Genomic DNA, 18336 nt, shown 5'->3' with positions numbered 1-18336 from the left:
CGACCCGGGCGCGGGCGACGCGGGGACGGACGACCCGGGCGCGGGCGACGCGGGGACGGACGACCTGGGCACGGGCGACGCGGGGACGGACGACGGCGCGGGGGACCGGGTGGACCGTGTCCCCTCCTACCTCACCCGCCCCCAACTCGCCCTGTGGGCCCGGTCGGTGTGCGGCGGCCGGGTCACCTACCACCGCGTCTCCGTCCTGCCCCGGCTCCGCATACCCGACGGCGAGACCGTCCCGCTCGGCCCCAAGCGGCGCGCCGCGCTCTCCGGGACCGCGCACACCCTGCTGTCCCGCTACCTGGGCGCCGAGGACGGCTGGCCGAAGACGGCGGGTTGCCGCGATACCGAGGTGCTCGGAGAGGTGGAGGAGTGGCACTGACCACCGGGCTCCGGCCGCCGCTCACCCGGCGGCGGCGCCGCGTCACGGCGGCCGCCCTCGCGCTGGCCCTCCTCAGCGGCGCGGTGGTCTGGTTCGCGGGCAGCGGCGACCGGGCGCTGGACGAGGCGTGCGGCGGGGCGCTCGCGGCGGACGAGGTCCGCGCGGTGCTCGGCGACAGCGGCGTGGAGGTGACCAGCAGCACCGAGGGCACCTTCGGCGGCGACGGCGGCACCTCCCTCGCGGTGCGCTGCGAGGTGACCGCCGAGGACAGGGGCCGCGTCGACGTCACCATCTCCGGGGCGCCGCGCCCCCGCGCCGAGTACGGGACCGGCGATCCGTACACCGCCGTACCCGCCCACGACACCCTCCCCGTCCCCCTGGGCCACGGCTGGTCCGGCCTCCTCGCCACCGACAACGCCCGCCAGGGCGACCCCGGCGACGGCAAGGCGACGGCGGCCGTGCTGCTCGACTGCGTGCGGGGCGGCCGCAGTCTGCTGACACCGTCCGGACCGCGCTCGCCGGCGCCACCCTGGACGACCCCGCCACCCGGCCCTCCTTCGTCCGCACCGCCACCGCCACCGCGCGGCGGGCCGACGACCGCTGGGACTGCGGCGCCCGGCTGGGCAGGCCGGTCCGCAGCATCGGCCTGCCGGTGAACAGGGACGAGTACGAGCCGCTGCTCGGCGCCACCGGCACCTGCGCGACCGTCCCCACCGCCGCCCGCTCCGCCGTCTCCACGGCCCGCGAGACCGCCCGGGCCCACGCCCCGCGCGAGATCTGCGCCCTCGGCGCCCGCGACGGCTCGCCCCGCTACCGGCTCGACGCGTACTACGGGCCGTACGCGGAGGACGCCCGCGCCCAGTACACCCGTAACGACGGCGAGGGCGTCACCCCCGCCGAGACCCCAGCCGGGCGGCTCGGCCGGAGCGCCTACTGGGCCGGGGCGGACTGCCCGCACGGCGCTCCGCGCGCCCTGTACCTGATCCGCGCCGACGACGCCGACGGCGACGCCCGCGCCCGCCCCGACCTCGGCTACGAACGCGCGGCGCTGAAGGCGTTCGCGGCCCGTTCGGCCGAAGACCACGGCTGCGCGGCGCCCGTCACCCCTTGACGGCGCCGCCGAGCGTGAAGCCGCCGCCCAGCCGCCGGGCGATGAGCACGTACAGCAGCACCACGGGGGTGGAGTAGAGGATCGAGAACGCTGCGAGCTGCCCGTAGACGATCTGCCCGTGGTTGCCGAAGAAGGTGAAGATCGAGACGGACGCCGGGAGTTGTTCGGGGGAGAGCAGCAGCATGAAGGGGACGAAGAAGTTGCCCCACATCATGATGAAGCTGTAGATCGTCACGACCGTGATGCCCGGCCCCATCAGCGGCAGGATGACCCGCGTCAGACTCTGTGCCCAGGACGCGCCGTCCGTCCAGGCCGCCTCCTCCAGGATGACCGGCACGCCGTCCATGAAGTTCTTCATCAGCCAGATCGCGAAGGGCAGCTGCGAGGCGGCGAGGAAGAGCACGGTGCCGGACATGGTGTCGATCAGGTCGACCTGTACGAAGAGCCCGTAGACCGGGACCATGATCGCGGTGATCGGCAGACACGTCGTGAACAGCACGGTCATCAGATACGGGCGCACCAGCCCCGACCGGAACCGCGACAGCGGATACGCGGCGAGCGCCGCGCACGCGACCGTCAGCGCGGTGGCGCCGCCGCACAGCACCAGGCTGTTGAGCATCGGTGTGAACGTGATCTCGTCCGTCCACACCGCCGAGAAGTTGTCCAGCGTCGGGGTGCCGGGCGCCGAGACCCGTAACGTCGCGTGGCTGTCGACCGAGGCGAGCACCAGCCAGGCCAGCGGGAGGACGAAGGCCGCCGCGACGACCAGCAGCGCGGCGTCGGCCGCCAGCCGGCGGCGCAGCCGGGGCGACCGGAGGCGCAGGGAGCGCGGGCGCGGCGACCGGAGCCCGGGCGACCGGACGGGACGGGACCGTGGGCGGGCGGAGAGCACGGACAACCTCGGACCTCCTCGCGCGCTTGCGAGCGTCGCAGTCGATCAGCGTCCCGTCCATCAAACCGTCCGTCCGGCCGGAAGGGGAAGACGGCGGTGCCGCGCGAATGCGGCACCGCCCCTCCTACCGCGCCGCCGCTGCCGGGCGGCCGGGAAGCGACGAGGGCACGTCCACCGGCTGGTCGTTGCGGATCTGGTCGAACAGCCGCCTCGCCTGCGCGGTGTCCCACTGCACGGCGCTGCCCTTGGAGGTCTTGAGGTTGGTGTTGGACACCGGGACGTTGAGCTGCTTGCCCGCGCCCGAGGTGACGCCCTTCATCGCCTGGAACAGGGACATGAGGGTCTGGAGGTTCATCTTCTTGTCCACGATGAGCGTGTCCAGACCCGCGCTGACGGTCGGGAAGGCCGCGAAGGGGTTGGCCAGAACGCCCGGGGTGGCGGCCTTCTCGGCGAGGGCGGCCAGGAACTTCTGCTGGTTCCGGGTGCGCCCCAGGTCGCCGTTGGCCTCCTGCTTGCGCTGCCGGACGAAGGAGAGCGCCGTGCCGCCGTCGAGGGTCTGGCAGCCCTTCTTCAGGTCCAGGCCCGACTTCTCGTCCTTGATGTCGCGGTCCACGCACATCCGTACGCCGCCGACCGCGTTGACGATGTCCACGAAGCCGCCGAAGCCGATCTCCGCGTAGTGGTTGATGTGCAGTCCGGTGTTGCGCTCGATGGTCTGTACGAGCAGATCGGGGCCGCCGCGCGAGTAGGCCGCGTTGAGCTTGTTCTGCTCCTCGCCGTAGCGCTTGCCGGTCTCGGGGCGGATGTACGTCGGCACTCTCACCCACGAGTCGCGCGGGAGGCTCATCATCGTGGTGCCGTGGGCGCCGGTGTGCAGCACCATCATCGAGTCGGTGCGGCCGCCCTCGGCCGAGCCGGTGCTCAGGCTCTGCTTGGCCGAGGCGGACAGGCCCGCCCGGCTGTCGGAGCCCACGATCAGGTAGTTGGTGCCCTTGCCGAGCGGCGGGCGGTTGGGGGCCCTGTCGAGGTCGACCTGCCGCTTCATCTGGGTGTCGGCCCAGATGTATGTGCTGCCCGTGGCGACCAGCAGCGCCGAGACCATGACGACCGCCAGGCGGGTGAGGCGGCGTCGCCGGCTGAGCGGCTCCTTGGGGGCGCGGCGCCGTACGACGGGAGGCTCGTCCTCCTCTTTCCTGAACCCGTCCCTGAACTGCTCCCTGAACTGGCCCCTCGACTCGTTTCCGGGCTCGTCCCGGAACTGGTCCCGGAACAGGGGCCGCTGAGCCTCGTCCCCGTACCGGCCCCGCTGGGCGGGGATGTCCGCGCGCGTCGCCGCGTATCCCGGTCCGGCACCGCCCGGGGGCGGTGGCGGGGGCGGCGGCGGAGCGGGAGAGGGCGGCACGACGGGAATCGACTCGGTCCGTGCGCCGGCCGTCTCCCGGGCGGACGCCCCCGCCTCCCCGGCCTGCCGGGCCGGCTGCTGCCGGAGGTACGCCGCCGTCCCCTGCCGCTGCTGCTCGCCGTCTGCCCACCCTTCCCGCCTGTCGCTCATGAGGGCAGCCTCCCTTCGGATGGAAACGTGCGTATGCCTGCTGCTGACCACTGGTACGGCTGCGGCGGCTCGTTGTCTCGACGCGAGGCGTCTTGATGCGAGGCGTCTTGATGCGAGATGTCTCGATGTGAGGCGCGGGTGTGAAGTCAGGCTCTCTGGTACGCGGCCGGGCCGCCGATCGTCTCCCCGGCCGTCCCGGAGCGCTGCATCCGGTGCCACTTCAGCCGGGCCCCGAGCAGCAGGGCCACCACGGACTGGATGACCACCAGATACATCAACTGCCGGTAGACGAACAGCTGGAACGGCAGCGACCACAGGGTCCGCATCCGCTCCCCGTCCAGCCGCAGCGCGTATCCGGCGCACACCGTCTGGATGCCGAGGTACGCGAGCCACACCCCGGCCGACTCCGTCGGGTCCTGGAAGAGGATCCCGTACACCGCGAACAGGTCGATCACGGGCGCCAGCAGCGGCAACACGACCTGGAAGAGCGCGAGATAGGTCAGCCCGCGGCGGCCGAAGCGCCCTTCCGGGCCCAGCGAGAAGACGGCACGGCGGTGCTTCCACATGGCCTGCAGCGTGCCGTATCCCCAGCGGTAGCGCTGCCGCCACAGCTGGCGCAGCGAGGTGGGGACCTCGGTCCAGGCGACGGCCGTCTCCTCGTACACCACGCGCCAGCCCGCCCGCCACAGCGACATCGTGAGGTCGGTGTCCTCGGCGAGGGTGTCCTCGCTGACCCCGCCCACGGCCATCAGCGCCTCCCGCCGGAACGCGCCGATGGCGCCGGGCACGGTCGGCATGCACTCCAGCACCTCGAACATGCGGCGGTCGAGGTTGAAGCCGAAGACGTACTCCAGGTGCTGCCAACGGCCCAGCAGGCTGCGCCGGTTGCCGACCTTGGTGTTCCCGCTCACCGCGCCGACGTCGGGCTGTGCGAGCGGCTGGATGAGCTGGCGGATGGCGTCCGGTTCGAAGACGGTGTCGGCGTCGACCATGACCACGATGTCGTGCTTGGCGTGCGCCAGCCCGGAGTTGAGCGCGGTCGGCTTGCCCGAGTTGGGCTGACGTATCACCAGCACCCGGGAGTCGTTGCTCGCGGCGGCGATCTCGGCCGTCCGGTCCGTCGACCCGTCGTCGATCACGATGACCTGGAGCTTCTGGTGAGTGGAGGCGAGCAGCGACCGGATGGTGCCCTCGATGCCGGCCTCCTCGTTGTACGCGGGGACGAGCACCGTCACCGGGTCGTTCACCACCCGGGGCGGCGCTCCGCCGGTCCCGTAGCGGGTGAGCCGCCGGACGTGGGCGCGGGCGAACACGACGAGCAGCACCAGCCGCAGCACCCCCAGCGCGCCCGCGATGCCCAGCACCCACGTCATGGTGGTCACGAAGGCGCGGCCGACGGCCGCGAGCGAGATCAGAGCGGTGCCCTGCCAGCGCTCCACGGTGGAGGACCGGGTCTCCACCGGCGGCACCCCGAGCCCGCCCGTCACCGTGGTGAACCTCCGCACCCGGGGGTTCTTCAGCAGCTTCTCGGTCTGCTGGTACGCGGTGTCCGTCTGCGGGAACTGCCGGACCACCCCCTGCGACGGCCGTTTCGACGGCTTGTCGGCGGCGACCAGCGCGTACCCCTGCGCGGCGACGCGGCGCGCCGCCTGCCACTCGACGCCGCACAGTGTCTCCACGTCGGTGGTCAGCGGCATCCGCATCAGCCGAGGTTCGGCCCCCACGGTGCCCGCGAGCGCCGACTCGGTCAGCGACAGCTCCATCGTGGAGCGGACGGGGGACGATGTGCCCATGTCGGCGCCGGTGTAGGTGTTGGAGCCGATCTCATGGCCCTCGGCTCTGATCCGCCGCACCAGCTCCGGATGCTCGGCCGCCTTGGCGCCGGAGAGGAAGAACGTCGCCCGTGCCTTGTGCCTGCGCAGCAGGTCGAGGATGCGCGGTGTCCACTGGGGGTCGGGCCCGCCGTCGTAGGTGAGCGCCACCGTTCCGGCGGGCATGCTCACCGTCTTCACCTGCCCGTTGTTGATCTGCACCACCGGGCCGCCGCCGACGATGTCCTTCGGCACGGGGCTGGTGCAGGCGGGCCGCGTCTTCGCGGCGTCCACCTCGTGGGTGGTCCAGCCCTGGAACATCAGCAGGCCGAACATGACGGGGAGGCTCAGCGAGAGCAGCAGCCAGTGCGCGCGCGGGTCACGGGACCGCTTGTGTCGGCCTCCTCGGCTCGGGTGGCTCATCGGCTGGATCGTCCCCCAGGGTTCTGGGTCGCATGAGCCACGGTCACCGTGGCACGTCTTCGGTCGAGGGTCGGTGGATGCCGTCGCCGCGAGGGGCGGCCCCGCGCGGCATCAGACGGTCTCACCGTAGTGAGGGCGGCTCAGCGGCCCCGCCCAACCGGCGGCAACGGATAAGAATCCGCCGACGCCGCCCTCGGGGGCTGCCCGATCACGTATCGTCTGTCGGCGGCCCGGCCATACGCCGCGTTCAGCGGCGCCCGTTCACCGGCGGAGGGCGTTCTCCTCCCGCATGTGCGACAGCTTCTGGGGGTTGCGCACCGCGTAGAGCCCGGTGATCAGGCCGTCGTCGACGCGCATCGCCAGGACCGTGTCGATCGTGCCGTCCCGGCCCTCCTGGTCGCCCTCGCGGAGGATCAGCGCCGGATGGCCGTTGACGTGCGCGGGCAGCAGCGATCCCATGGCGGCGATCCGGCCCAGCCCGGCGGCCAGCAGACGGCCCACCTTGTCGGCCCCCACGACGGGCCGGGGAACGGCCTGCTTGATGCCGCCGCCGTCGCCCAGGAAGACGACATCCGGCGCGAGGATGTCGAGCAGGCCCTGCAGATCGCCGGTCTCGGCCGCCCGCTGGAACGCGTCGAGCGCCACCCTGGTCTCTGCCGGGGTGACGGCTCCGCGCGGACGGCGCGCCGCCACGTGAGCCCGTGCCCGGTGGGCGATCTGGCGGACGGCGGCCGGGCTCTTGCCGACGGCGTCGGCGATCTCGTCGTACCCGAGGTCGAACACCTCGCGCAGCACGAACACCGCCCGCTCGGTCGGCGCCAGCGTCTCCAGCACCAGCAGCATCGCCATCGACACGCTTTCGGCCAGCTCGATGTCCTCCGCCACGTCCGGGGCGGTCAGCAGCGGCTCGGGCAGCCAGGGGCCGACGTAGGACTCCTTGCGGCGGCCGAGCGTACGCAGCCGGCTCAGTGCCTGGCGCGTGGTGATCCGGACCAGATACGCGCGCTGGTCCCGCACCGTGCCGAGGTCGACCCCCGCCCACCGCAGCCAGGTCTCCTGCAGCACATCCTCCGCGTCGGCGGCCGAGCCGAGCATTTCGTAGGCGACGGTGAACAGCAGGTTGCGATGGGCGACGAACACCTCGGTCGCCGTGTCCTCGGCGCGTTCGCTCTCCACCGGCTGCTCCCGCCTCTTCGCGCTCCACGATGCCATGCGCATGAGACGCCGGTCGTCGCGGCTCTGTGACACCTCCGGCCGGTGGCACACGTCACACCGCCGTCCCTGTCACAGGGAGCGGGCCGTCGGCATCTGGTGTTCGTCCACCGCCACACCACGACAGAAGCACGCGAGAGGACGAACCCATGGACGCCCGGTTCAACCTGTTCGAGAACGAGACCTCCGCCAAGTTCGCCAAGCGGTTCGCCAACGCCGGCCTGGTGATCCACCAATCGTCACTGCCGACGTCCACGCAGGAGCTGGTGTCGCTGCGCGCCAGCCAGATCAACGGCTGCGGCTGGTGCGTCGACATGCACACCAAGGAGGCCGCGGCCGCCGGGGAGACCGCGGTCCGGCTCCACCTGGTCGCCGTCTGGCGCGAGGCCACCGTGTTCACCGAGGCCGAGCGGGCCGCACTGGCCCTCGCCGAAGAGGGCACCCGGCTCGCCGACGCCCAGCTCGGCGTGTCCGACGAGACCTGGGCCCAGGTGCGCGAGCACTACGACGACGATCAGATCGCCGCGCTGGTCTCGCTGGTCGCCCTGATCAACGCGGCCAACCGGCTCGCCGTGATCGTGCACCAGCGGGGAGGCTCGTACGAGCCCGGCATGTTCGCCGCCGCGGTCACCAGCTGACCGGCGTACGCGCCCGACCCGGCCCGGGGCCGACGGCCCCGGGGCCGGGCCCCGTCCTACTTCCGCCAGAACAGGTGGTGCGTCACCCCGCTCGGGCTGGGCACGACGTCGAGGTGGAACCGGTCCAGCAGTTCGTCGGGCGACTCCCACAGCCGTTCCCCGGCCCTCAGCTCCACCGGTGCGACCACCACGTGCAGGGTGTCGACGAGGTCGGCGTCGAGGAACTGCCGGATGGTGCTGACCCCGCCACCGAGCCGCACGTCCTTGCCCCGCGCCGCCTCCCGCGCCTGCGCGAGGACCGAGGCCGGATCGCCGCCGACGAAGTGGAACGTGGTGTCGGAGAGCGTGAACGAGGGACGCGGGTGGTGGGTCATGACGAACACCGGGGTGTGAAACGGGGGCTCGTCACCCCACCAGCCCCGCCAGTCGTGGTCCTGCCAGGGTCCGCGCTGCGGCCCGAACTTGTTGCGGCCCATGATCTCGGCGCCGATATCGTGGGCGAAGTCCCGCGTGAAGTAGTCGTCCAGCCCGCGGCTCCCGCCCGGCTCGGTGCGCCCGGGCCAGCTCGCCGTGGCCATGGCCCAGGCCATCAGCTCCCTGGGGTCGGCGTCGCCGAACGGTCTCTCCAGGCTCTGGTGCTCACCGGCACCGAATCCGTCCCGCGAGACGGTGAAGTTCTGGACTCGCAGCAGCTGCGTCATGGCGCGCTCCTCCTGTGGGATGTCGACGATGGTTGGACCGCCAGGACCGCACAAACTCATCGCTTCACAGCGCCACGACACGCTCGACGCGTACGCCCCCCCGCGCCAGCACGTCGTCCCGGGTGACCGACCGTGAGTCGTTCGACGGCGGAGTGACGGTCACATGGTTCGCCCGGCGCTGACCCGCCCGTCCCGGACGTGTCCGGGACACGGGCAAACCCCCAGGTCCCGGGGGATGCCGCGTCCGGGACAGGCCAGATCGCTTTACGGGCCCGGTCCGGAGCGGATTTTCTCTGTCACAGCCGCCGGCACGGGTCGGCGGCACGAACGAAGGGGAACCACCTATGAACCGCAAGCTCGGCATGGCGGCGGCCTCGATCCTGATGGGCGCGGCGGCGGCCGTCGCCGTCCCCGCGACGGCACAGGCCGCCCCGGCCGCGACCTGGCAGCCGACGGGCCAGTACTACTCCACCTCTTCGCGCTGCATGGCAGACGCGGACTACTACCTGGCGGCCTCCAACGTCTACGACTACAAGTGCGTGAAGTCCGGCAGCCTCTACAAGGGCATGGTCTACGCCGACTGACGACCACCCGCGTCACGCGTTCTTCCTCGGGGGACACAACGCCCCTCCGCTTCCCGTCACCGGGGAGGCGGAGGGGCGCGTGTGGGCCGGGTGACGCCGGGGTTACGCGGTGACCGAGACCGGCGTGAGGGACTCCCAGTCGTCCTTGACCACGCGGATCTTCATGGTGTGCCTGGCGCCCTCGCCGAGGTTGCCGGTGGCCGTCGTCGGCCTGGGCGATGGCCTGGGTGGCCGCCACGGCCCAGCGCGTCCAGCCGTCGGCATATGCCTGATCCAGCGCCTGGACATCGGCGGAGAGGTCCTCGAAGGGCACCCATGCGCGGTGGTCGCAGGCTCCGGATGAGTTCGGCTGCCTCGGTGAGGCAGGTGGTCACCCGCTCAGCCTTCCCACAAGGAGCAGGACATGCAGTGCCGCCAGGAGCAGGGGGACGAACCGCTCTGTTGTGCCCAATTCGAGATACCTGAACCGACGCGATCTCCGAACCTGCTTCAAGCTCGTCCATTCGTCGGTGTAGATCTTGGCGGGCAGTTGCTCCTCCAGCTTGTTGATGACTTCGAACTTGGCCTGGTTGAGGAGTTGGTAACTGCGCAACTGCAGCCACCAGAAAGCGGAGATGGTGCAACCGGTCAAGGTGACGGACAGAGCTGCGTACCAGCTGATGTTGTGGACAGTGGAGTCGGCAAGGCCGACAGCGGCCAGCAATGTGGTCTGGATGCCCAGGAAGAAGCTGTTGGCGGCGCCGCGTCGGGCCGAGACGCGATCGGCCATCTCGACCGCCAGTGTGTAGCTGGTGATGACGTCCGCGTCCCTTCCGGTGTCCGGCCTCCGCGACCGTGCCGCCACGGGGTTCGGCTGTTCAGGGACTGCTGGATCCGCCTGCCGGAACGCCGCCGCACCCTGCCATGAGTTCTCGGTCATCACGTCTGCCCCGACACTGAGGGTGATCCGCCTGGTCCGCTGTTTCGTAACTCTTCCAAGAGGGGCCTCAGCTGCCTCTTGACGGCTGCGTTGTCCATCCGGAAATTTCCGCTCACCGTCGATGTGTTCAGAGAAACCATGTGCGGTTCGCAGTCTTCGGTGAAGTAGACCATGGACGTGAACCAGAATGCCCGGTCGGCGCGAGACGTTCCGTAGCTCGGCAATTCAGGCAGAAGAGGGGTCTCCCACGAGTCGCCGTAGCGGGCCTTGAGTTCATACAGCACGCCTTCCGCCTCTGCGATGCTCGATGCCTTGAAGCGTCGGTACTCGATGGGGTCCGTCACCAGGAGGACCAGTCGCGTGGGATGACTTCGGCGGAGCACCTCGGCGTATTCCCACAGCGTTCCCGGCCCGGGGCCGGTTCCCAGGACGATCAGTCCGGCGTTCTCGATGAGTCTGCCGACAGTGCCCTTCCAGTCGTCGAGCGGCAGGTACATGCGCGATGCCCCTGCCCCTCCCGGAACCTGCTCACCCGGGCTGCCGACTGCCAGCAGCGGCCCGAATTCGGAGAACAGGGCACTGAGACGCTCCTCGTGGCTGCGGTTGGACTGCGCGATCCACGTGCCGGGGTTGTTGAAGAAGTTCAGGTTGGCGTGACGAGGCGTGAGCGCGGATGCGCCGGTGTCCTGAGAGAACGGGCGAAGATAGAGGACGTACGAGCCTTCGGACATGCCGGTCGGCGAAGTGATGATGTTGGCCAGATACCGATTCCCCGCCATCGCCGGGATGGAGGCGAATCGGATAACCGCGGCACCGGCGATTCCGACCGTGAGGAACGCGATGAGAAGGACGTACCACGGCGGCCCGTCATACCCCGGCCGTTCCGGAATACTGCCTACCAACCTCAGTCCCAGGAATGCGAGAACGAGGACCACGGCGCCCCCGAGACGCATCCCCCAGCCTGCTGTCCGCAGTGCCCAGCCATGGACCCGACGCCTTCGGGGAAGAGGTGCCAGGCCGGCCGCAGGCGCGTCCAGCCCGAGTGATCGCCGGGCAGCTCGCCGAGCGGCCAGTGCCGTCCAGATGACCGCGCCGCCGAGGCACGCGATCGCGATGTCGAGAAGAAGTGTGTGAGGAGAGGGGCGGTCACGCGCAGATGACGCAAGCCTCACAAGGTCACCCAGTGTGAGACGTAGGCCTCCCCATGCCACGGTGGTGCCGATCACGCCCATCACAAGGCTTGTGACCTGGAGAAACCTCGCCCGGAACTGGTGGGCCCCGCGCAGGGCCTTCGAGGTCATTGGTGTGGCCAGTCCGAAGTGACGCCGGGCGGCATGCCTGGCGATCGTCCCGAGACGGAAGAGCATCGCGCCGGCGACCGCGATCGACATGTAGAAGGCAAGAGCGATGAAGAATGAGGGGCGGTCGGCGCCTGGCCGAACCCAGGTGATCGCAGTCGAGACACCATAGAGGGCGGCCACTGCGGCGCCGGTCACCCTGAAGAGCCAGCAGGCCGCATGCAACGTCCAGCCGACCATGGAGGCCGCTCGTGAAGCAGCCTTCGTCGGGCGTCTCGCTGCGTCGAGCACCGCCCATCCCGCGAAGAAGACCGGGAAAGCGCAGAACGCCAGGCCGAGGTTGACCAGCCATATGAAGTCGGTGTGCACAGTGACCATGGACATCTGGAATCCCATGATCAAGAGGCAGGCGCTGACCCAGATCAGGGCGCTCCCCACCATCCGCAACGGCATGCTGCTGGGCGGGGCATCCGTCCTCTTGCGAACGGGACGGATGGCAAGCGCGTTGGCGAGCCGCGGGGAGGCGATGGGCGGGGAGATGCGCGCGCCCAGCGAGAGCAGAATCAGAGACAGGATCGCGAGTGCGTGGTCCAGCAGGAAGACTTCGGGGAACGAAGGCTGCGCGCTGTGATCACCAGGTGTCGGCTCAGGTGCGGTCACGGAGAGGAAGGGAACGACAAGCAGCGTGGCAAGAGCAAGAACAGCCGCGCACAGGTAGCAGGTTCTACTGATGATCGTGGGCGCACGTCGATGGATGAGTCTTTGGTTTTCATGGGCCCGCCCGTTCACCGTATGTAGCCCCCCCTCAGCCACGTAGGTGAGATCAAGATAGAGAGCATCTCGAAGCGTAGGCAATCGCTCCTGCAAGAAATGGTCGCGTGGCGGCCCGCAGCCCGAGCTCTGCCTCTCCCGTCACCAGATGTCGGGGGTCGGGATCGCCCGGGTGAAGTCGCCCGCCCGCAGCGCCTCGGTGGGGATCGACCAGTGCATCCAGCCGCCGTCGCCGCCGATGTACCACTGGTCCTGCCCGGACAGCTGGAGCAGGTGGTGGTAGAGGTTCGGATCTTCGTGGTTCGGCAGCATCGGTGAGCTTCCGGTGGGGAATTGAGGCCGGCCGAAGGCGATGTCCTCCGACGAGTCGAGCGCGCCCGGCCGCTGCGACCACTCGGTCAACAGACCCTCCAGGTGCAGGGCGGGCATGGCCCTGGCCATGTCGGACGCCTCGGGGCCCAGGTCGAGGTCGTCCCAGGCGGGATCAAAGGAGTCGGGGAAGGCGAAGCCGGGCGCCGCCGCCCACGGGACCGGATCGAAGACGCTCGACCGGACGGGCGGGGCCGTCTCGACGGCGTGCGTCGAGTGGGCCGCGATCACCGCCCCCAGTTCCGGGGCGAGGCAGCCGTACTTGAGCGACAGTTCCATTGCGGCCGGGTCGGCCATCTCGGATTCGCTGTCGAGGGCGAAGAAGTTGAGCAGGCCCGTCCCGGCCGGGAGGACGTCGCCGAGCCAGGGGGCCAGGGCGTCGGTGTCGAGGACGGCGAGCAGGCTCAGCGGGAGGCCGTCGCAGGCCGGCCATTCCGTGCCCGGTTCGAGCATCGCCCGCCCGCCGAACCGACTGTGCCCGGCGGCCTCGCCCGGCCGGCCTTCGGTGAGGGCGAAGCCCGGCCGGGCGAGGCGGACGAAGCGGTCCGCGAGGTCTGCGCCGAGGCGTTCGGCGCAGAAGTCGCGCAGGGCGGTGAGCGTGGCGTTCGGTTCCATGCGAGGGATTCAAGCAGCCACGTGTGACACCCCCGAGACGCAGCCGGGTTGCCCCGTCGACCACCCCGCTGACGGCGTCAACGGCTGAGCAGCGTCGGCCGAGGCCGGAACCTCCCCGGAGGGGACTCATGGGCGGCCACGGGGGCATGCACCACTGGCATGCGGCGGGCCGCCGACTCCGAGGAGGGTGGGCGGCCCGCCGAATCAGTTCACCCGACGTATCCCCCGCGCGCCACCACACCAGACATGCCGTCTCGAACCATCCGTGGCACCAGGAGCGTTGCGGGGGCGCGTGATGCCCGGCATTCCCCTTCGCGCACGCCCCGCCCGCAGACACGGAACCGTGGTGAGGCCCGATGCCCCCTCGCCGCTCCTGGGCTTCGCCTCCGCGACGGGGCGCAGGGCCCGGCCGGTAAGGAGCCGCGATCACGAGGTCTACAAAGGCCAGCGGAGCCCGTCCGGAAGGTGCCACGCATAGTGGCGCCCATCGGCCTCGCGGGCGTAGCCGAAGCGGTCCTGCGCCGGTCGGCCGTGGTCGTTCCACCACCGCCAGGCGCGCTCTGCCTGTCGCCACAGGTCGGTGCTCCCGCCGTACGTGACGATGGCGCTGGGCCCTGCGGCGCGTTCTCCGGTGATGGGGGCGCGTGCCCACGCGCCGTCGTGCTGCTGGAGCTGGAGCGACATGGCGCCGGTTTCGTCGTCCACGTGATAGACCAGCTCGGCGCCCGGGATGTGGAACGCGAGCAGTAGCCGGAACGGGTAGTGCTCGCGGATGTCGACAGCGGTGAGGGTCGTGGGCCGGGACCCGGCCCGGGGCGCGTACGGCGCTCGCTCGGGGCGCCGGTAGGCATGGGCGTCGCTGCGGGCGGGCATGAAGCGTCCGGTCGTGGTGGTGAAGTGGCCGGTGGCGCGTCGCTCTTTGTCAACGGTCAGGCGGACCAGACCGCCTTCGATCCCCATGGACACGTCGGTCAGGATGACGCCGCCGGGCCGGATCTGCTCGATCCATGCGGCAGGTACGCGGGGGACCGAGCAGGTAGCCATGATCCGGTCGAACGGGGCACGCCCCAGGAGACCTCCTTGCCCGTCTCCAGCGGCGAGGTGCGGCCGGTAACCCACGGAGGCGAGCCGACCGCGGGCGGCTTCGACGAGAGCGGGGGAGACGTCGACGGACTGCACGAGGCGATCGCCCAGCCGCGCGCACAGGAGGGCCGCGTTGTAGCCGGTGCCCGTGCCGACTTCGAGTACGCGGTGGCCGTCGGCCACGCTCAGGTCCTCCAGCATCTGCGCCATGAGGCTGGGCAACGTGCTGGAGGACGTCGGAATACCGGTCCACGCGCGCTCGCCGACGCGCTCGGCGGTGTCGGGATCGAGTGCCGTGACGAGGGTCTGGTCGCTGTAGACGGCTGCTTGCCAGACGTCCCGGTCGGCCGCGTCGTTCCGGCGCCATACGGTGATGCCCCTGTCGTCGGTCTCCTGCCCGTACCACTGGGGCACGAAGACGTGGCGCGGCACACCCGCGAACGCCTCGGCCCAGGCCGCCGAATAGATCGCTCCCGACTGCTGTAATTTTTCGACCAGCGCATGCAGTCGCGCTGACGCGCCGTCGAAGCTGGGGACACTCACGCGGGGACTCCTTGTAGCTCATCGGCGATGGCCTCGGCGATGGGCAGACCCGTGGCGCCTTGGATCCAGTCCCATTGGCCGCATGGATTCGCCTCCAGGAACGTCCACGCTCCCGATGGTGAGACAACGAAATCGAGGGCGGCGAAGCGAAGGCCCAGACGGCCCATCAGACAGCGCACCCCATCGGCGACGTCGGCGGGCGTGTCGGTCCGGTGATAGGTGAGAGAGCCGTAGTCGCTGCGCCAGTCCTCATGCCCTCGGGCGCTGCCGGCATGGACTTCCGCGGCGAGTAGACGGTCGCCTGCGATGGTGAGCCGCACCTCGTAGGCCTTGTCGATCCAGGCTTGGAAGAGATGGGCGGTGGCGTCGATGCCGTCCAGATCGACCAGATCGTGTGGGGAGAGGCAACGGGTGTACACGGTCTTGAGTTCATTGCCTTCGATGAAGACCGGCGAGGCCACGGGTTTGCAGATGATGGGACCTGGTGTGTCCTCGGCGAACGCCTTGACGGCGTCCGGGTCGTTCGTCACCAGGGTCGGAGGGATGGTCAGTCCGCACTCACGGGCTGTGGAGAGTTGGACCGGCTTGTACTCGGCGCGAGTCATCGCCGCTGGGTGGTTGACCCACCGGGCCGTGAGCGATGTGATCACCCCACCGAACCCCGCTCGTGCCTGCGCCGCGGCGAACCGTCGTTCGGGCTGGGACATTCCATGCGGGAGACGGAACTGGTGAGGTGCGCGGAAGTAGACGGCTTCGATGTCCGAAAGGTCGACGGCCCGATGAGGTGTGGCGAGTCCGCCTGCCCACCCGCGCCGGGCGTCGATACGCCCCGTGAGGGTGGCCTGCTGCGGAAAGTCCGCGGTGTCCATCCGGAATACCCGCGCCCCTCGGCCGGTGAGTACGTTCACGACGCGGTCCGTCGGCCAGTCGTCGCGGGCGGCGATCACGAGGATGGTGGGCATGACTTCAATCCTTCGGGCCCTCATCGAGGGGAGGGGGATTGGTCATGTTGCCGTCGGGAACGGTGGGACTGTGAGTGGCCATGTACGGCAGCGGGCCGTCGTAGAGGCCGACTGACATCTGCGCTGCGTCGTCGTAGACAGCCACCGGTTTCTCGATCGTCTGCGTGCGGTCGGGCACACAGGCGAAACGAAGAATCCACGGGCGCGTGGTGGAGCCCGAGGGCGCCTCGTCACTCTGGAGAAGCCGTCCGCCGAGCGGTAGGAGCGGAAACGCCTCTTGTGGATGCGCGAAAGTGGTCACTGCGTGGTGTCCTTCCTCTCAGACGGTCGAAGGAACGAGAACCAGTTTGGCCCCGCTCGCCTCGTTTACGGCTTGTTTCAGGACTGGCCGGTGGAGAGCGAGCTGGTCAGGTCGAGTTCGGCCCAGATTTCCTTGCCGACAGTGCGCTCGCGTACGCCCCAGCGGGCGGCGAGCGCGCGGACGATGAGCAGGCCACGGCCGTGCCGGTCCTCGGGTGACGGCTGCCGGGGGTGGGGGAGTCGTTCGCCCTTGGGGTCGGAGACGGCGATGCGCAGCGCGGTTTTCATCAGGGTGAGGTGGACGCGGAACAGCCGCCCCGGAACGCGGCCGTGCCGTACGGCGTTGCTCGCCAGCTCGGAAACGATGAGCGCGACGTCGTCGGCGAGGGCGGCGTGGCCCCACTCGGCCACCAGTCGGGCGGCGTGCTGGCGGGCACGGGTCACGCTTATCGGTGTCGGGACGTAGTCGACGCGGTTTTCGTTGATGACGGGGTCTTGGGGCGCGAGTTCCATCGCGTACCTCCGGGTGGGCAGGGCGGAGCACGTCCGCCAACTGACGTCCCTGTGCAAGCGGTTCATCACGGACCGTAGCCCTGGTGTCGAGAACTGCACAAGTTCCTCTTGGAGGAATTCCCCCGATCTAGTTTGCGGTGGCGGTGGGAGGCAGCCAGACTGTGCGCGTGACGACGAGTCAGCCCATGCAGGGCAACAGCACCTCGACCGTTCTGGGACGCAGGCTTGGCGGGGAGCTGATCAAGCTCCGCACGGCGGCGAGCCTGACGCAGACCCACGCCGCCAAGGCCCTCACCGGCTCCACGACCAAGGTCGCGAAGATGGAGGGCGGCTGGGTTCCGGTGCGGGACCCGGACATCCGTGCGCTGTGCGAGTTATACGGCGTGAGCGATCCGGCGATCGTGGGCGGGCTGCTGGAGCTGGCCCGCGTCGACCGCGAGCGCCGCAAGGCGAAGGGTTGGTGGAACGAGTTCCCGAACCTCGGGGACATGCAGGAGTACGTAGCTCTGGAGAGTGCGGCGACCGCCATCAAGGCATGGCAGCTCACCTTTGTCCCGGGACTCCTGCAGACTCCCGACTACATCCGGGCTCTCAGGGATGACGCTCCATCGGCGGAAGGTGGCGATCACGAGCGGTTCGTGGCGGCGCGGCTCGCACGCCAGCGGCGGCTCGATGAGTCGCCGCAGCTCTCACTGCGGGCGGTGGTGTACGAGGCCGCGTTGCGGAACCTGATCGGTGGCGCGGACGTGATGCGGGAGCAGCTGGACCATCTGGCCGACGTCGCTGGAAAACCCAGTGTCAGTTTGAGGGTGCTCCCGTTCAGCACGGGAGCCCGTCACGGGATGAACTGCACCTTCAACATCATCTCGTTCTCCGAGCCGGGCGCCATGGACGTGGTCTACATGGAGGTTCCTTTCAACCGGCTCTGGGTGGAAGGTGGGGAAGCGGCTGCACAGTACGACGAGTTGTTCGAGAGAATCGCCACGCGAGCCCATAATGAGCGCGACTCCCTGGAACTCATTTCCCGCCTCAGCAGAGAGCTGTGACCATGCCTGATTTCACATTCCGCAAGTCGAGTTACAGTGACCCCGAGCGCGAGTGCGTCGAGGTGGCCACCAACGTGCCCGGTGCGGTGGCGATACGCGACTCGAAGCGCCCCGACGGGCCGATACTCCGGTTCATGCCTGCTGCTTGGGCGGACTTCCAGGCCGTGGTTGCGGGGGAGGCCAAGCGGTGACAGCTTTCGATTTCCGCAAGTCGAGCTACAGCGACCCCGAGCACGAGTGCGTCGAGGTGGCCACCAACGTGCCCGGTGCGGTGGCGATACGCGACTCGAAGCGCCCCGACGGGCCGATGGTCCGCCTCACCCCCGCCGCCTGGGCGGAGTTCCGGGCCTCCCTCGTCGGCGGAGGGATCGTGTCCGCCCCTCGGGCGTGAGCGAACCTCCTGCCCAGGGCGCGCGCGTTCTGGCCTCTCGCCCTTACACGCGCAGTTGGGGTCCCCCAGACTGATCTGCGTTCTCATCGAACCCGTCTCGGAGAGGGGAAGGCAGTGCGGGCTCAGCAGCACGGCAGGGGTGGGCATGCGAAGCCGGGAGGGCCGGTCATCGGGCCGAAGCCCTCCCCGGACGGGAGCGGGCCGGCGCCCGGACCGA

At 70.0% G+C, this 18336-nt stretch carries 19 protein-coding genes and 1 pseudogene; 8 read left to right on the top strand and 12 right to left on the bottom strand.

The window, feature by feature from the left end:
- The 3 genes and pseudogenes from ASC60_RS40595 to ASC60_RS42635 form a co-directional block, all read left to right on the top strand.
- Window positions 1-385: pseudogene (locus ASC60_RS40595) on the top strand (hypothetical protein); the annotation flags it as partial.
- Window positions 376-1041: a hypothetical protein gene (locus ASC60_RS42640; RefSeq protein ID WP_234356820.1), complete on the top strand. Its 666-nt coding sequence runs from the start codon at window positions 376-378 to the stop codon at window positions 1039-1041. The pseudogene ASC60_RS40595 and the gene ASC60_RS42640, both read left to right, overlap by 10 nt.
- Window positions 1038-1496, top strand: coding sequence for a hypothetical protein (locus ASC60_RS42635; protein WP_234356819.1), 459 nt, complete (start codon window positions 1038-1040; stop codon window positions 1494-1496). Before ASC60_RS42640 ends, ASC60_RS42635 begins: the two co-directional genes overlap by 4 nt.
- On the opposite strand, the gene ASC60_RS06105 is transcribed toward ASC60_RS42635, so the two are convergent.
- The 4 genes from ASC60_RS06105 to ASC60_RS06090 all read right to left on the bottom strand — a co-directional run bounded on the left by ASC60_RS06105 (window position 1486) and on the right by ASC60_RS06090 (window position 7386).
- Window positions 1486-2319 carry a carbohydrate ABC transporter permease gene (locus ASC60_RS06105; protein WP_079038277.1) on the bottom strand — a complete coding sequence of 278 codons (834 nt, stop codon included), beginning with the start codon at window positions 2317-2319 and terminating at the stop codon, window positions 1486-1488. The genes ASC60_RS42635 and ASC60_RS06105 overlap by 11 nt on opposite strands.
- A gap of 193 nt (window positions 2320-2512) precedes the next feature.
- Window positions 2513-3940 carry an LCP family protein gene (locus tag ASC60_RS06100; RefSeq protein ID WP_234356818.1) on the bottom strand — a complete coding sequence of 476 codons (1428 nt, stop codon included), beginning with the start codon at window positions 3938-3940 and terminating at the stop codon, window positions 2513-2515.
- A gap of 146 nt (window positions 3941-4086) precedes the next feature.
- Window positions 4087-6174: a bifunctional polysaccharide deacetylase/glycosyltransferase family 2 protein gene (locus tag ASC60_RS06095; protein ID WP_055547583.1), complete on the bottom strand. Its 2088-nt coding sequence runs from the start codon at window positions 6172-6174 to the stop codon at window positions 4087-4089.
- A gap of 261 nt (window positions 6175-6435) precedes the next feature.
- A complete protein-coding gene (locus ASC60_RS06090) occupies window positions 6436-7386 on the bottom strand; it encodes an RNA polymerase sigma-70 factor (protein WP_234356817.1) in 951 nt (316 codons plus the stop codon).
- A gap of 149 nt (window positions 7387-7535) precedes the next feature.
- Here ASC60_RS06090 and ASC60_RS06085 point away from each other — a divergent pair, with 149 nt between their 5' ends.
- Window positions 7536-8024: a carboxymuconolactone decarboxylase family protein gene (locus ASC60_RS06085; protein ID WP_055547580.1), complete on the top strand. Its 489-nt coding sequence runs from the start codon at window positions 7536-7538 to the stop codon at window positions 8022-8024.
- A gap of 56 nt (window positions 8025-8080) precedes the next feature.
- Here ASC60_RS06085 and ASC60_RS06080 read toward each other — a convergent pair whose 3' ends face one another.
- Window positions 8081-8725 carry a dihydrofolate reductase family protein gene (locus tag ASC60_RS06080; protein WP_055547578.1) on the bottom strand — a complete coding sequence of 215 codons (645 nt, stop codon included), beginning with the start codon at window positions 8723-8725 and terminating at the stop codon, window positions 8081-8083.
- Window positions 8726-9069: 344 nt separating this feature from the next.
- Here ASC60_RS06080 and ASC60_RS06075 point away from each other — a divergent pair, with 344 nt between their 5' ends.
- Window positions 9070-9309 carry a hypothetical protein gene (locus tag ASC60_RS06075; RefSeq protein WP_055547576.1) on the top strand — a complete coding sequence of 80 codons (240 nt, stop codon included), beginning with the start codon at window positions 9070-9072 and terminating at the stop codon, window positions 9307-9309.
- 370 nt (window positions 9310-9679) lie between these two features.
- Here the strand turns inward: ASC60_RS06075 and ASC60_RS06065 are convergent, their stop codons facing one another.
- From ASC60_RS06065 to ASC60_RS06030, 7 genes are all read right to left on the bottom strand, one after another.
- On the bottom strand, window positions 9680-10228 hold the full coding sequence (locus ASC60_RS06065; RefSeq protein ID WP_199830882.1) for a hypothetical protein: 549 nt from the start codon (window positions 10226-10228) through the stop codon (window positions 9680-9682).
- Window positions 10228-12186 (bottom strand): hypothetical protein, encoded by a 1959-nt coding sequence (locus ASC60_RS06060; protein WP_159043209.1) that lies wholly within the window; start codon window positions 12184-12186, stop codon window positions 10228-10230. The genes ASC60_RS06065 and ASC60_RS06060 overlap by 1 nt, the downstream gene beginning before the upstream one ends.
- A gap of 252 nt (window positions 12187-12438) precedes the next feature.
- On the bottom strand, window positions 12439-13281 hold the full coding sequence (locus ASC60_RS06050; RefSeq protein ID WP_055547565.1) for a DUF1963 domain-containing protein: 843 nt from the start codon (window positions 13279-13281) through the stop codon (window positions 12439-12441).
- Between the two features lie 435 nt (window positions 13282-13716).
- Window positions 13717-14907: a methyltransferase domain-containing protein gene (locus tag ASC60_RS06045; protein WP_055547563.1), complete on the bottom strand. Its 1191-nt coding sequence runs from the start codon at window positions 14905-14907 to the stop codon at window positions 13717-13719.
- The gene (tgmB, locus tag ASC60_RS06040) at window positions 14904-15869 is read right to left on the bottom strand and encodes an ATP-grasp ribosomal peptide maturase (RefSeq protein ID WP_055547561.1); all 966 of its coding nucleotides are present in this window, start codon (window positions 15867-15869) and stop codon (window positions 14904-14906) included. The genes ASC60_RS06045 and tgmB overlap by 4 nt, the downstream gene beginning before the upstream one ends.
- A 4-nt stretch (window positions 15870-15873) precedes the next feature.
- On the bottom strand, window positions 15874-16170 hold the full coding sequence (locus ASC60_RS06035; RefSeq protein WP_055547559.1) for a hypothetical protein: 297 nt from the start codon (window positions 16168-16170) through the stop codon (window positions 15874-15876).
- Window positions 16171-16247: 77 nt separating this feature from the next.
- Window positions 16248-16682: an ATP-binding protein gene (locus ASC60_RS06030; protein WP_055547557.1), complete on the bottom strand. Its 435-nt coding sequence runs from the start codon at window positions 16680-16682 to the stop codon at window positions 16248-16250.
- A 167-nt stretch (window positions 16683-16849) separates the two neighbouring features.
- Between ASC60_RS06030 and ASC60_RS06025 the strand changes: the two genes are divergently transcribed.
- The 3 genes from ASC60_RS06025 to ASC60_RS06015 are packed head-to-tail and all read left to right on the top strand — an operon-like array spanning window position 16850 to window position 18119.
- Window positions 16850-17728 (top strand): helix-turn-helix transcriptional regulator, encoded by an 879-nt coding sequence (locus tag ASC60_RS06025; RefSeq protein WP_234356816.1) that lies wholly within the window; start codon window positions 16850-16852, stop codon window positions 17726-17728.
- 2 nt (window positions 17729-17730) lie between these two features.
- Window positions 17731-17919 (top strand): DUF397 domain-containing protein, encoded by a 189-nt coding sequence (locus ASC60_RS06020; protein WP_055547555.1) that lies wholly within the window; start codon window positions 17731-17733, stop codon window positions 17917-17919.
- Complete coding sequence (locus ASC60_RS06015; protein WP_055547553.1) at window positions 17916-18119, top strand: DUF397 domain-containing protein; 204 nt, start codon at window positions 17916-17918, stop codon at window positions 18117-18119. The genes ASC60_RS06020 and ASC60_RS06015 overlap by 4 nt, the downstream gene beginning before the upstream one ends.
- Window positions 18120-18336 lie beyond the last annotated feature (217 nt).

This window comes from Streptomyces sp. NBRC 110028 (assembly GCF_001417735.1).
Taxonomy (GTDB): domain Bacteria; phylum Actinomycetota; class Actinomycetes; order Streptomycetales; family Streptomycetaceae; genus Streptomyces.
This window is presented reverse-complemented; position numbering and strand designations above follow the sequence as displayed.